The 15318-nt window shown below is 31.0% G+C and carries 10 protein-coding genes; 6 read left to right on the forward strand and 4 right to left on the reverse strand.

Annotation, left to right across the window (positions count from 1 at the left end; genetic code table 11):
* Window position 1: 1 nt before the first annotated feature.
* On the forward strand, window positions 2-1792 hold the full coding sequence (locus tag ACN0TY_RS08385; RefSeq protein ID WP_236959639.1) for a ribonucleoside-diphosphate reductase subunit alpha: 1791 nt from the start codon (window positions 2-4) through the stop codon (window positions 1790-1792).
* Between the two features lie 130 nt (window positions 1793-1922).
* Window positions 1923-2138 (forward strand): hypothetical protein, encoded by a 216-nt coding sequence (locus ACN0TY_RS08390; protein ID WP_417444118.1) that lies wholly within the window; start codon window positions 1923-1925, stop codon window positions 2136-2138.
* Window positions 2139-2382: 244 nt separating this feature from the next.
* Here the strand turns inward: ACN0TY_RS08390 and ACN0TY_RS08395 are convergent, their stop codons facing one another.
* From ACN0TY_RS08395 to ACN0TY_RS08410, 4 genes are all read right to left on the reverse strand, one after another.
* Window positions 2383-2862: a DUF4625 domain-containing protein gene (locus ACN0TY_RS08395; protein WP_417444119.1), complete on the reverse strand. Its 480-nt coding sequence runs from the start codon at window positions 2860-2862 to the stop codon at window positions 2383-2385.
* A gap of 132 nt (window positions 2863-2994) precedes the next feature.
* Window positions 2995-3774, reverse strand: a complete 780-nt coding sequence (locus ACN0TY_RS08400) for a DUF4625 domain-containing protein (protein WP_417444120.1) — start codon at window positions 3772-3774, stop codon at window positions 2995-2997.
* Between the two features lie 24 nt (window positions 3775-3798).
* On the reverse strand, window positions 3799-6174 hold the full coding sequence (locus ACN0TY_RS08405; RefSeq protein WP_417444121.1) for a TonB-dependent receptor: 2376 nt from the start codon (window positions 6172-6174) through the stop codon (window positions 3799-3801).
* A gap of 249 nt (window positions 6175-6423) precedes the next feature.
* Window positions 6424-6741 carry a hypothetical protein gene (locus ACN0TY_RS08410; protein WP_417444122.1) on the reverse strand — a complete coding sequence of 106 codons (318 nt, stop codon included), beginning with the start codon at window positions 6739-6741 and terminating at the stop codon, window positions 6424-6426.
* A gap of 270 nt (window positions 6742-7011) precedes the next feature.
* Here ACN0TY_RS08410 and ACN0TY_RS08415 point away from each other — a divergent pair, with 270 nt between their 5' ends.
* The 4 genes from ACN0TY_RS08415 to ACN0TY_RS08430 all read left to right on the forward strand — a co-directional run bounded on the left by ACN0TY_RS08415 (window position 7012) and on the right by ACN0TY_RS08430 (window position 15234).
* A complete protein-coding gene (locus ACN0TY_RS08415) occupies window positions 7012-8007 on the forward strand; it encodes a bile acid:sodium symporter family protein (protein ID WP_417444123.1) in 996 nt (331 codons plus the stop codon).
* A 460-nt stretch (window positions 8008-8467) separates the two neighbouring features.
* Window positions 8468-9556, forward strand: a complete 1089-nt coding sequence (locus tag ACN0TY_RS08420) for a Fic family protein (protein ID WP_417444124.1) — start codon at window positions 8468-8470, stop codon at window positions 9554-9556.
* A gap of 451 nt (window positions 9557-10007) precedes the next feature.
* Window positions 10008-11054, forward strand: coding sequence for a GntR family transcriptional regulator (locus ACN0TY_RS08425; protein WP_417444191.1), 1047 nt, complete (start codon window positions 10008-10010; stop codon window positions 11052-11054).
* A 133-nt stretch (window positions 11055-11187) separates the two neighbouring features.
* Entirely contained in the window at window positions 11188-15234 is a 4047-nt protein-coding gene (locus tag ACN0TY_RS08430; RefSeq protein WP_417444125.1) for a two-component regulator propeller domain-containing protein, read from the forward strand.
* Window positions 15235-15318 lie beyond the last annotated feature (84 nt).

Genomic DNA, 15318 nt, shown 5'->3' on the forward strand with positions numbered 1-15318 from the left:
CATGGAAAATAGAGAATTAAAAGAACAAGAGGTACAGCAAAAAGATACCAATACGCAACAATTAATAAATGCTCGTAAACAATTTCTAGAAGCTAATGCAGCTGGCAAAGAAGTTGATGATTTCCAATGGTTAAATGAATACAGTCAGCAGTTCTTAGCATCTGGATATCTTACTAAAGATGTTACTCCAAAGGGGCGTATCCGTGAAATTGCAGATAGAGCAGAAGCTATTTTAGAAATCCCTGGTTATAGCGATAAGTTTTACAAGTATATGTCTCAAGGTTTCTTTTCTTTGGCGTCTCCAGTATGGTCAAACTTTGGAAAAGAACGTGGATTGCCAATTAGTTGTTTCGGATCTCATTTGGATGATGATATGGGGAACATTCTATATACACAATCAGAGGTTGGAATGATGTCCAAACTTGGGGGTGGTACTTCTGGGTATTTTGGGAACCTTCGTCATAGAGGTGCTACTGTTAAGAATAACGGTGAAGCTTCTGGAGCTGTGCATATAATGCAATTATTCGAATCCATGGTCGATGTGGTTAGTCAAGGTTCAGTGCGTCGTGGTAGGTTCTCTCCTTATTTACCTGTAGAACACCCAGATATAAAAGAGTTTTTGGAAATTGGTTCTGAAGGAAATCCTATTCAGCAGTTAACACACGGGGTTACTGTTACGAGTAAATGGATGGAAGAAATGATCGAAGGCGATGTAGATAAAAGAACTATTTGGGCAAAGGTACTTCAGAGTCGTGGGGAAATGGGGTATCCATATGTGTTCTTTACAGACAATGCTAACGATGGGAGTGTGGATGTTTATAAAGATAAATCGCATCGTATTCTAGCAAGTAATTTATGTACTGAAATCATGCTGCCTTCTAATGAAGATTGGTCTTTTGTATGTGTTCTTTCAAGTTTAAATGTTTTGCATTATGACAAATGGAAAGATACTGATGCCGTAGAAACGATGATATATTTTCTTGATGCGGTGATAACGGAGTTTTTAGAAAAATTAGAAACATATCGAGATTCAGAAAATAGAGATGACCGTCAGACTTTCTTATTTATGGAGCGTGCTTATAATTTTGCAAAAGAAAATCGTGCTTTAGGATTAGGAGTTCTAGGATGGCATTCATTATTACAGTCTAAGAGATTATCTTTTGAAAGTCAAGATGCTTTTAATCTAAATCATGAGATTTTTCAAACAATACAAGATAGATCTTATAAAGCTTCAGCAGAATTAGCTAAACTATTTGGAGAACCTAAAGTATTAAAGGGGTACGGTAGAAGAAACGCTACATTAAATGCTATAGCGCCAACCACTTCATCAGCATTCATTTTGGGACAAGTATCACAGGGAATTGAGCCAATTTGGTCTAATATTTATGTGAAAGATATCGCCAAAATAAAAACAACTATAAAGAATCCATATTTAGAGGAGTTGCTGGAAGAAAAGGGACAAAATACACTGGAAACTTGGAGAAGTATAAGAGATATGGACGGTTCTGTTCAGCATTTAGATTTTTTAACAGATCATGAAAAGTCGGTTTTTAAGACCTATTCTGAAATTGATCAGATGGATATTATATATCAAGCAGCAGCAAGACAACCATTTATCGATCAAGGGCAGTCATTAAATATTATTATACACCCAGAAATGCCTGTAAAAGAAATTAATAATATTCATATAACTGCATGGAAACTTGGATTAAAATCTTTATACTACCAGCATAGTATGAATGCAGCTCAAAAATTCAAGCAGCGAAAAGAATGTACCAGTTGTGAAGCGTAGTATTTATTGCTACTGATTTTTTTCTTAGGAGTTAATTTCGTTTATTTAATATAGGAAACCTTAAAGTTTCAACGAGTTATAAACACTGTATTCGGAATATAAGTAAGTATAAAGGGAAAGGATAATTAGTATGGATTTAGTAAAGGAAGCAGAGTCTTTTGAGAATGAAAAGATGGCTAATATGTCAACTAGCGATAGAGTAGAAGCCTCTAGGAAAGCTAAAGATTTGATTTTAAGGATAAATGAAGTCTATAAAGAGACCAAGGATGAAGAATTGATGGATCTCATGAAAAGACTCACGCTTAAAAAGCAGAAAATAGAAAAACGCCTAAAAGGAAGAAGTTAGTTTCTGACATTTTCTTTTAGCTATTCAGAACAGCTAATAAGCTTTATAAATAGATAATATAATGCACACTTAATTGCGGTTTTCCGTATTTGAGTGTGCATTTTTTTGGTTACTGAATTATTATGTAATCCTATAGTAATAAAGTTAAATACTTTTAAATTAGGAACAGTGCCAGACTCCAAAACCCGACACTGAATCATACATAAAAAATTAACCTCTAATTATACTAGTTAACAGACTAATTTTAGTCAATTATTTTAATGTCTATTGATGTTCTACTTTGCCAACCTGTTTCATCTGTTACGGAATAGGAACAGTGGTAATCCCCAGTATCTATATCATTTGGGATTGTTATAGGAACATTAATTTCATAATTTGTCGGAGCATCTTCAATAGTGTAATTCTCCATAAAAATTAATGGGTTTACAGCTACTTTAATAGACTCTAATACACATTCTTCGCTTTGATCGTCATGTGTATGATGATCAAAATTATGATGAATATCTATGCTATAAGTGGCTAGCGCCATGTTGTCTGTTACTTTAGCTCTAAAGTTGTATGTCTCTCCTTTTACAAGTTCCGTACAAGCTTTAGGAAATCCTTCTGTATAATTAATTGTGATAGAAGGTTTTTCTTCATCTTTATCTATACTATCATCACTAGTACATGAAATGACTAATGTGAGCAATGAAAAAAGGAATAAATGTTTTATAATTAATTTCATTTGTGAAAATTTAAGTAATTAAATCTTTTATAGAAGCTATAATTCTTCGATCGGTGCTTCAATAGAGTTAAAGCTGTTTTAATACAACTCTCTCAAGAGTAACCTGAGAGAGTTGTATTTCATTTGTTTATATTATTCAACAGTTACATCAATGTGAGAACTGTATTCTTTAATATTTCCTTCTTCGTCTTCAACTTTAAAAACCATATGATATTCTCCAGCTGGTGCAGTAGCTGGAATATCTATATGCTCATGAAATTCTACTTCTGATAATTCATGATATCCTTCTTCAAAAGTTTCTTCATAATGCCATTCTGCCTCTCCAGCTCCTGGAGTTATGCCATGGGCATGGATATCTACGGTAATGTTATGAACTCCATTAACAGCATTAATCATAAATTCGGCATGGAAGTCGCTACCTCTAACCGCAGTAGCATCAATAGAGGAATTACTTAATACAATGGCATCTAATATTTGCACATGCCCTTCTACTTCAGTACTGTTTCCAAGTTCATCATTTACCGTAAGAACCACATGGTATTCTCCAGCAGGAATATCACTCGGAATATCGATATGTTCATGAAATGTAGGATTGATTACCAGATATTTTTCATCTGTATAAACTTTCTCAAAATCCCAATCAACTTCTCCTTCTTCAGGAGTTAAATCGTGTCCGTGGATTGACACATCAATACTACTTACTACGGCAGGAGCATTAATTTCTGCTTCCAGGTGTATGTCGGAGCCTTTGTAAGCTACTTGATCCGTAGAATGTGAGCTTCCTTCTCCGTATTCAAAGTTGGAAATTTCAGGAGCCTCTACGCTAATGTTGTTGTCATCATCACTACTACAGGAAGTTAATAGGATTCCTGAAAATGCGACGACTGCTAAAAATTTAGAATTGAAATTCATAATGATTGTGTTTAATTATTAATATTAATTGAATGTTTGCGTTAGGGATAGAGATATATTTCTTCCAGCCTCCGGGACTTCTATAAGTCTATAGAAACTAGTGTGATTGAAATATTTCTTATTGAAAATATTGTTAACTTTTATTCTCATATCAAGTGGAAGTTTGTTTTTTAGTACATTGATTTCTGTGAGCAATGACATATTTAAAACTTGATATCCATCAGTAGGTTCTTCTGGCGGAACAATTTCATTTTGATCTGCAGTAACCCTATAATTTGCAACGATTTGTGGGTTTCTGAGAAAAAGTAATTTTTTAAACTGATAACTAGCCGTAAAAAGTCCAGATAGCGGTGGCGAAAAAGGTAATGTAAAGTCCTTTTTTGGACCACTTGTTTGTCTTGAATACACATATTCTGCGGCAGCATCTAGTTGTATATTCTTAAACAATCTAGTGCTTGCTTGAATTTCTCCTCCTATTCTAAAAACCTTACTTTGTGTATATTCATAAATTTGTAAGGTTTCATAATAATTGGAAGTTGGATTTAGATAAATGTAATTGTCAAAAAAATTGGCAAATGGACTTATTCCTACTGAAAACTCATCTTGAGTATGGGTAATTTCTAGATCTAACTGATAAGATTCTTCAGCATCTAAATCTAAGTTTCCTTTTTCATACCGATACATATGATAGTTAACTCCATCCGAAGCTAATTCATTTGCTAAAGGCATTCTAAAACTTTTACCTAGGTTAACTTTATAAGATGTGTTATTGTTGATGTAACTCAATCCAAGAGAACCGCTAAAATTTCCAAAGTTTAAAGTTTTATCCTGTGCTCTTTGTAAATACACATAAGAGGTAGAGCCATCAGAATTGTTAATTGTAGAAGGATACCAGTCAAAATATGATTCTGTGTTAATAACCCCGTAATCATACCGTACTCCTGCTTGCAAATGCAAATCTGAATCAATTTCAAATTGATCATATGCAAACAAGCTTGCGGTATATCGTTGGTAGGCAGGAATTAAAAACCCCCATCCTCCAATGCTATTATCCTGAAATTCTCCATTTATACCAGCAACAATCTCATGATTTTCTCCTAGTTTAAATTGATCTCTAGCATTTAGGGTAAACGTATTTTTATTAAATAACCTTTCCTTACTATCATTAGGTTTAGGCATATATCCATGGGGAACTGGCTCTGAGTGTTCTTCTCTGTAATTGTTCTGATAACCAATATCAAAATTGAGCTGATGGTTTCCCTTAAAAACTGTGGTGTTGTTGGTTAACTTAAAATGATTAACTGTATGAAAAGGCAAATCGATATCTCGATTAGAACTATCATAATCAATGTTTGATGTTCTAACTTCCAAACCATGGGCATTGGCAAAAAAGCCATTTTTAGCATTTACATTGCTTATATAAGTAACCGTTTTAAGGTTATCTGTAATAAAACCTACACTAAAGCTTGCATTTGCCTCTTTCCCCGCAGTGTTTCTTAAATTATCTTTATGCAATTCAAAGATGTAGTTTTCATAATTAATCTCATCCGTAGGGACTTTATAATCTCCATAATCACGGTATGTTATTCGCCCATTATAAAACCATTTATCATTTCTAGTCTGTATTCCTGCTGAAATTCCAAATAAGTCATTGTTACTTTCTCCTAAAAGGTTAACGTCCCCTTTAAAAGAATTTTTTATTGGTATTGCGGAGGGTTTTATATTTACTACACCAGCAATAGCATCAGAACCATATAACAGAGATGCAGGTCCTTTAATTATTTGAATAGCTTCAAGTCCGTATTGATCAATTTCTAATCCATGATCGCCTCCCCATTGTTGTGCTTCATGTTTAATTCCATTTTGTACTACAGAAACTCGGTTAAATCCAAGTCCGCGTATTACGGGTTTAGATTGTCCAGATCCTATATTAATGGTACTCACACCAGGTAGCTTATCTAGTGTTTGCATTAAGCTGTTTTCCCTATTCTGTTTTAAAAACTCCTCATCTATCTCGTAAGAAACTGTAGGAGTTTCTTGGAGTTTTCTATTTTTAGATTTGCCATGTACCTCAATTTCATCAAGATTAGTAGTAGCTATATTTAAAGTAATTACAGGCGTTTGCATATCTTCTATTACATGGAGGGTAAGCTCTTTAGGCTTAAATCCGACATGAGAAACATATAATGTATGTGTTCCTTGAGAAAGATTATTAATTATAAATTGGCCTGTTGATGAAGATATAGCCTGAAAACCTTCACCAACTATAGTTGCTCCCTCTATAGGATTTAATGTGTTAGCATTCAACACAGATCCCTTAACGGTGTAAGATTCCTGTGCAAATACTGTAGAGCATATGGCAAAGCATAGCCATAAGCTCAGTATTTTAGAGATTATCATATTGAATATTATAAGATTTGAATGATTGTTCTAAGTGCAGAACCATTGCAAAACCTATACATAGAATTATACAGCGTATCGTGCCTTTATAGCCTAGCTAGTATCACTAAGTCATAGTTATATAACTTAATTAAACGAGATATAATTAAAGGAGTTTTAATTTACAATATTAAAAGGTGTCTACGCAAAATAGCAACCATAAATGAAATTAAAGCTGTTTTGATTGTTTCTTAAAATGTATAGGATTACTTATAATAAAAAAGGAGGGGGGCGTGAAAAAAGCTGATCGGTAGTAATGGTACCACAATTGTAAAAATCATAATGATTAATAATATCGTTTTCAACGAAAAAATGTGGATTTACAATTTTTACTTCCTGAAAGTCTGATGCTATAACAGGAGTTAATTCATGAGCAATGGCATGATCACATATAGTACAGTGTATAGCATGATCTTTATCATCCGCATGTGTAAGCGCATGTAATCCAACCATTTTTGCAGAAAGAAAAAGGGCTAGAAATATAAAGGTGATACTATTTTTTAGATAACCATTATTCATAAGAAGCAAACCTACTAAATAAAATTAAAAACCTTGTTAATTTAATGTGAATAAAAACATGAAATGTTAAACTTTCAAAGGTTGATAAAGGACAAGGATTAGTGAGTTTAATAGTGAAAATAGAGATGGTAAATGATTAACGACAATTGTTCCTGCGGTATTATTGCTAATTTTGTTCTTATTATATTTTAACTTTGGTACTATTAAATATTCGTTAATAACTCGTTTACAGTATTACCGCTAGTATTCCATTTTGTAATAAAGACAAAGAAATTATAGATGAAAATTAAGATAGATAAATTTGTTCTCTCTATTATCGGGATTATTATAATAGCCTATTTTTTTCCGGAATGGGGAACAAAAGAAAGTAAAATTCCTATTGACACAATAAGTGCGATAGGAATTTCGCTAATATTCTTTTTCTACGGACTTAAATTAAGTCCTACGAAATTAAAAGCAGGACTTAAAAACTGGAAACTTCACTTGCTAGTTCAAGTATCTACATTTTTAATATTTCCGTTAATAGTATTAATGTTTCAACCATTAATTAAAAATGAAGAGCAAGAAACTATTTGGTTGGCATTCTTTTTTCTAGCCGCGCTACCATCTACAGTATCATCTTCTGTAGTAATGGTTTCTATGGCTAAAGGAAATATTCCAGCTGCTATTTTTAATGCTAGTATCTCAGGTATTATCGGGATTATAATTACTCCACTTTGGATGGGACTTTTTGTGCAAGGACAGCAAACAGAATTTGATTTTACAGAAATTTATACCAAATTAATTATTCAAATAGTCCTCCCAGTAATCTTAGGACTTTTACTACAGCGCTTTTTGGGTGATTTTGCTCAAAAACATAATGCAAAACTCACATTTTTTGATAAGTCGATTATTTTATTAATTATATATAAAAGTTTTGCTGAATCTTTTAATGGGGATATTTTCAAAACTATATCTATAAAGGACCTGTCATTTCTTCTTTTAGGAGTATTAGCTTTATTTATGTTCATGTTTATGATAACAAATTTTATTTCAAAAAAGCTCTCTTTCTCCAGAGAAGATCAAATTACAGCAACATTTTGTGGGACTAAAAAATCTTTAGTGCATGGAACAGTTTTCTCAAAAATAATCTTCGGAAATATGGCGGTACTAGGTATGATTTTACTGCCTTTAATGTTATATCATGCTGTACAATTATTATTAATAAGTACTATAGCTTCAAGGATGGAGCAAGAATATTCTAACTTACAAGTTAATAAAGAGGGAGAAGCATAATTATAAATAAAGGAAAATAGGGGGGGCAATAGGGGGCTTCCCCCCTTATGAATACCCCCTAGAGGGGTGTTAAGATGGGTTCTAACCGTTAAATTAATGCTTATAAGCGATAAAAGAAGGCTTTTTTGCCACTTGCTATGGCCTTTTAGGGGTATTGAGGTGGGCAACACCCCATGAAGAGAGGGGGCAAAGGGGTTGTAGATAGGGCTATGTGGTGGCTTAATAGGGGTGTTTGGCTATAAAACGACCCAAATAAGGTCTTCCGTAACCGCTATAAGGGGTGTTCTGACCCCTCTAGGGCTTATGTAGTACGCCTTCGATTTAGTTGAGTTTGAGGTGAATTAGTGTTGAGAGCATAAGAATATTATGAGAGTAATTTTTATCTTGAATATCTAAACGAGAGTAATTTTTAGCTATATTTACCTTTGTTTGCAAAACGTAAGTAATTATTACCCTTGTTATGATGGAAAATTTTGATAGAAACATATCTTACAATGATTTACCGCTATTACCTCCAAAAAAGTTGCTAGAAACAACTAAAGTTTTACGAAAAACTATAGTTGCTAGTAGAGCATTAGCCCACCTTAATGGTATGTTGACTAATTTACCTAACCCAACGTTATTTTTAGACACCATACACTTGTTAGAAGCAAAAGCAAGCTCAGAAATAGAAAACATAATAACAACTAATGATGATTTATATAAATCGTTAGTTGCAGATAAAAGGTTTGATAGTTCAGCGACTAAAGAAGTGTTAAGCTATAAAGAAGCACTTTGGAATGGTTTACACGAAATAGAAGTACGCCCTTTTATAAGCACAAATTTATGTATAGATATTGTACAGAATATTAAAAAGAATACTGCGGGGATTAGAACGACTCCTGGTACTGCTTTAAAAAATGCTAAAGGAAAAACTATTTACACACCACCAGCAGGAGAGGCTGTTATAAGAGAGAAGTTAGCCAATTTAGAAACTTTTATTAATGAGAATAATACTATAGATCCGTTAATAAAAATGGCGCTAATGCATTATCAATTTGAAGCAATACACCCTTTCAGTGATGGTAATGGTAGAACAGGGCGGATTTTATTGTTATTGTATTTAAAGTTAGAGAATCTATTAGATACACCTGCTATCTATTTAAGTGAGTATATAATAAAAAGCAAAGCTGACTATTATAATAAATTACGTGAGGTTACTGAAAATAATAATTGGGAGTCATGGATACTATACATGCTAGAAATGGTGGAATTTACTGCAAATAAAGGTTTAAAGCGTTTAAAAGAAGTAACCGAGCTAATGGAGCATATGGCTACAGAAATTAAAGAAAAGTTACCAAAAGTTTATACTAAAGAGCTTGTAGAAATATTATTTAGATTACCATATACCAAACGTCAATTTTTAATTGATGAAAAATTAGGGACTCCAAAAACAGTAGGTAACTATTTAAAAGATTTGGAAAATGCAGGCTTTTTAACTTCTGAAAAAGTGGGTAAAGAGAAATTATATCTCAATTATAGATTAATGGCTATTTTAGACCAGTCTTAATTGAAATAGTATGTAAAAGCAAAAAAACCATAACTTTCGTTATGGTTTTTCTTTGCGGAGAAAGAGGAACTAACCATTTTAGTTTGTTTTATTGATTTTAAAGGGCTGCGAAAAGCACGGAAAATTACTGACACCTAATGTTTCTCTTTTTAACAAACTTTAACATTTTTATTGTTTTTGGCATAAATAAAAGGATGATAAATTACATACAATCTATCCTATTTATATTGAAGTTCAATTATCGATATTGACAAGATTAGTAGTATTTGTTATAGTCTTTAGTGGTTGTCAAATTCGTAAAATTATATGATTAAAAGATAGATATTATATTTTTTAATAAGTGTAATTTATGAAAATGATGGTAATCGGTATTTTTGAATACCCTAATTGGTATTATAAATCACCTCACATTTGTGATATTGCATCTACACTAATTAAAACTTTAATATTTATGGATATCTTAAGTTATATAGAAATCAATAAAGATTCTAGAGTACCAATGTATCAACAGATAGTTGATTCTATAATTAAAAATATTTCTAATGGAAATATAAAACTAAATGAAAAGTTGCCCTCAATAAATATGATAAGTGAAGATTTTTACTTGTCTAGAGATACTGTAGAAAAGGCATACAATGTATTGAAAGAAAGGAATATAATCCAATCAATACATAGGAGAGGTTATTATGTTTTAAAAAATGATACTAGCTGTAAGTTAAATATTCTATTTCTAGTTAATAAGTTAAGTACCTATAAAATGAGAATATATAATTCTTTTCTAGATAGGATAGGATTGAATTCTAAAATTGATTTAGTTATTTATCATTGCGATGAGTTTCTATTTTTAAATACTATTAAGAATAGTAAAATGGTATATGATTATTATGTGATTATGCCGCATTTTAAAAAGGAGAATTTACAACATGCAAGTTTTACAGATAAGACATTAGAAGCCATAAATACCATACCAAAAGATAAACTATTAATACTAGATAATATCATCCCCCCTTTAGAGGAAGATATAAGAGCGGTATATCAAGAATTTGATAAAGATATTTATGAAGCATTGATTGAAGGTAAAAGTAAAATATCAAAGTATCAAAAACTAATTTTAATATATCCAGAAAAATCAATTTATCCTTATCCAAGACGAGTATTGAGAGGTTTTAGAAGATTTTGTCTTGAGAATGAAGTGGATTTTGAAATCATGAACGAAGTTTGTGAAGACATGGTTTTTAAAAAGGGGGATTTATTCATAACTATAGAAGAAGCAGATCTTGTTAACTTAATTAATCAAATAAGAGAACAAGAGCTTCAGTTTGGTGAAGATATAGGCGTTATTTCTTATAATGATACTCCCTTAAAAGATTTGTTAGGTATAACAGTAATGTCTACAGATTTTAAAGTTATGGGAGAGACAGCAGCTAAAATGATTTTAGAAAATCAAACAGGAAGAATAAAAGTGCCTTTCAATTTTATTGACAGGAAATCAATTTAATAAAAAACATTTCATTTTTACAGTAACTACTATTAATTTAACTTCAAAATACTATGATGTTAATTAAAGTTTATGTTAATAACACTTTTGTTAATTTAACTTTAAATTTTTCAGGAATTTGTATTTTGGCTCCATGCATAACTTAGTTTATTTATTTGTCTTTTTTATTTCGTGGACTATAGTAGGGCAAAGGGATACTTATAAATTTAATAAAATTTCTACCTCAGATGGTTTATCTCATAATTCTGTAATTGCAATAACTCAAGATCAATTAGGGCAAATATGGATTGGAACAAGAGATGGTCTTAATAAATATAATGGCACTGATTTCACCATATATAGACATGATAAGAACGACTCCACCTCCTTAAGTAATAATGATGTATTGTGTCTTGAGGAAGATAAAGAAGGTTTCATATGGGTGGGAACTAATATCGGTTTAAATAAGTATAATCCTAGAACAAATACATTTAAAACTTACTTCTCTGGAAATAGTAAGACTTCTATATCTCACAATGCTATTCGGACAATTAGTGAATTTTCGAATGATGAAATTTGGATAGGGACTGCATCAGGTATTTCAATATATGATAAGGAGACAAAGACTTTTAAATCAATTCTAAAAGGAATCAACGTATTTTCTATTGAACAAATTGACTCGAATGTAGTAGCTGTAGGAACAAATAATGGCCTGTTGCTCATACAGAAAGCGAGTGATGATAGTTACAAAACTAAAGCAATACAGAAAACCAGCAATTTTTTTGTGCAGGATTTGATAAAACATGATTCTCGAACATTGCTATTAGCAACGAGAGAAAATCATGTTTTAGAATACGATATTATAAATGATGATGTAAAACCATATTTTAAAGAGGAAGTATTAAAAGGAAAAAATAAAAACATAAGAAAATTACTATTTGATTCAAAAGGAAAGTTATGGCTTGGGAGTTATAATGGGCTTCAAATAGCAGATGAAAGTAATGGTTTAGTCTCTTTAGGTAATGATATCAATGATGATGAGTCTTTAAGTGATAATTTCATTAAGTCATTATTTAAAGATAGAAATGGATCAATTTGGATAGGAACCTATTTAGGAGGCATTAATATTTGGGATAAATCGAATATTAATTTTGTGAAAATAACTCAAAGACCTGGAAACTCAAGTTTAAGTTTTAAATCGGTTAGTTCTATAGTTGAATATCAAAATCACATATTTTTTGGTACTGAGGGAGGAGGTATTTCGATTCTAGATACTATTACAAATAGCTATAAATATATAAGAAATAAAAAATTCCCTGCGTTACCAACCGATAATATCAAAGCCCTGTTTTGTAGTGATGATAATAATCTTTGGATAGGAACATTTAATAGAGGACTGGCAATATTTGATTTAAAGAAAGAAAAATTTATAACTGAAATTTTACCTAAAGAAGTAGCGTTATTTATTAAAGATGTTGGCATTAGTAGTATATCCCAAAAAGACGATCTTATATACATAGGAACATTAGGAAAAGGCTTGCTTAAGTTTAATGTTAAAGATAGGTCTTATGATATTATTAGCGTTGACACAGATAAAGGTAAGTTGGTCCATAACATAGTAAAAGCTGTAAATATTGATTCAAAAGATAACTTGTGGGTTGGGACATACAATGGTTTATCGATACTTGACTCTGAAGGAAATAGTAAGCAGTATTTTTATGATGAAGACTTAAAAATTGGCTATGGTATCACTTGTATATTTGAGGATGCCAAAGGAATCATATGGGTAGGAACCGAAGTAGACGGGTTATTTAAGCTTGTTGGTAATGATTTTAAAAGCATTGACTTACAGCTTGATAATGGTGAAAATGTTATAGGAATTAGAAGTATTGTTCAAAGTCATTCAGATAAATTATGGATATCAACTACGAATCAAGGAATAATAGATTTTGATGTTACAAATGAGTATGTTATAAAAAGTTATGGTAGAGAACATGGACTGATAAGTAACCAGTTTAATAACAACGCTAGTTTAATTGGATTAAATTCAACTATTTATTTTGGTGGCGCTGCCGGTGTTATTAGTTTTAACCCAAAAAAATTATTAAAAAATGATTATTCTCCCCAAGTAATTTTAACAGACTTTAAAATAAAAAATGAATCTGTAAGTGTTAACCATGATAAATCTTTACTAACCAAAACGATTGCATTTACGAATGACATAGAATTATCATACAAGCAAGGTAATTTTAATATATCTTTTTCAATTCCAAATTATATAAATTCAGATAGCAATCATTATATATATCGTTTAAAAGGGTTGGAAAATGATTGGATTGAAACTTCAAATAGTTCTGTTTCATACACAATTCAACAACCTGGTAGTTATGTTTTTGAGGTAAAGGGGATAAATAATGATGGTGTTATAAATAATGAATCGACTAAATTAAAAATAAGTGTAAGACCTGCACCATGGAGAACCTGGTGGGCTTTTCTACTTTATGGTATAATAATCTTTTCAATACTATACTATCTTCTTAATATTTTAAAATCAAAACAAAAGTTAAGTAATCAATTAATTTTAGAAAAAATTGAATCTGAGCAAACTAAAAATAATAATAAATCTAAACTCGAATTTTTTACAAATATTTCTCATGAGTTTCGAACTCCTTTAACTTTAATTTTAGGCCCTTTAAGTCAAATCTTAGAAAACTATAGGGGAACTAGCGAAATGTATAAAAGACTTAAAGTTATAGAAAGTAATTCTAATCATTTATTACAGCTTATTAATAGGTTAATGGATTTTAGAAAATTAGAGAATGATTTGGTTAAATTAGAAACTGCTGAGGGAAATATAGTGAAATTTCTAAAAGAAATTTTCTTATCCTTTTCGGAGTATGCCAAAGATGGAAATTATCAATATGAGTTTTATAGTCCATCGGAAAGTATTCTAGTTTATTATGATCGTTACAAGTTGGAACGTGTTATTTATAACTTGATTTCTAATGCATTTAGGTACACTCCTAAAAATGGTAAAATTATTCTTCGTGTTCTTAAAGAAGACAACCATATTATAATTCAAGTTGAAGATTCGGGAGTTGGTATAGCTGAAAAGTATAGAGATAAAATCTTCGAACGTTTTTTTGAGTTGAGCGTTAACAAAAAGCCAGATAATGATTATAATAAGGGAACTGGAATTGGCTTGTCTATTGTTAAAAATATTATAGACCTACATAAAGGTGCTATTAATGTGGAAGATAATATTAATGGACAAGGCACCATATTCAAAGTTAAATTATTATTAGGGAGAACACATCTTCGCGATACAGATATTATTGAAAATTTTAAGTTTAGTGATGATATAGAACAGTATATTACTCAATTAAACACTTCAGAAGAAGTCATAGAAGAGGATATTTTTGAAAATTTAAATACTGAAGAAAAACCTATTGTGCTACTGGTTGAAGATAATAAACCTCTACGAAAATTTATGCGAAGTTTGTTAAAAAATGAGTATCAGGTTTTAGAGGCAGAAAATGGAGATGTTGCTTTTAAAGTGGCATTAAGGGAACAGGTGAATTTAATTATTAGTGATGTAATCATGCCTATTATGACAGGTACAGAATTATGTTCTAAAATAAAGGAAGATATAAGAACAAGCCATATACCATTAATTTTATTAACTTCTCGATCTTCATTGATTTATAAGATTGAAGGTTTGGAAAGTGGGGCGGATGATTATATAAGTAAACCTTTTAATATCAAAGAATTTAAATTAAGAATAAAAAATATATTAAATTCTATTTCTCGTTTAAAACAAAAAATGGATGCAAACGAAGTACTTCAAGCTGATGACTTAGTACTGACGTCTATTGATGAAAGCTTATATAAGAAAGCTCTTCAAATCGTTGAAAAAAACATAACAAACGAACAATTTGATATACCATTATTCTGTGAAGAGTTAGGTGTAAGTAGAACAGTATTGTTTAAAAAGATAAAGGCTTGGACCAATTATACTCCAAAAGACTTCATACAACATATTCGCTTGAAAAAAGCAGCGGATCTTTTAGAGCAAGATCAATTTACAATTTCCCAGATAAGCTATTCAGTAGGATTTAAAAATCCTAAATACTTCAGTAAATGTTTTCGTAAAAAATTCGGAATGACACCTACAGACTACATTAAAACCTTTAACGTTTAAAATAAGATATATTTATTTTAAAGATTAGTTATTTAGTAAATATCTAAATATAAAGCATATATATTGTTTAAAACGTATTATTTG

The organism is Joostella sp., from assembly GCF_048266025.1.
Taxonomy (GTDB): Bacteria; Bacteroidota; Bacteroidia; order Flavobacteriales; family Flavobacteriaceae; genus Galbibacter; species Galbibacter atrarenae.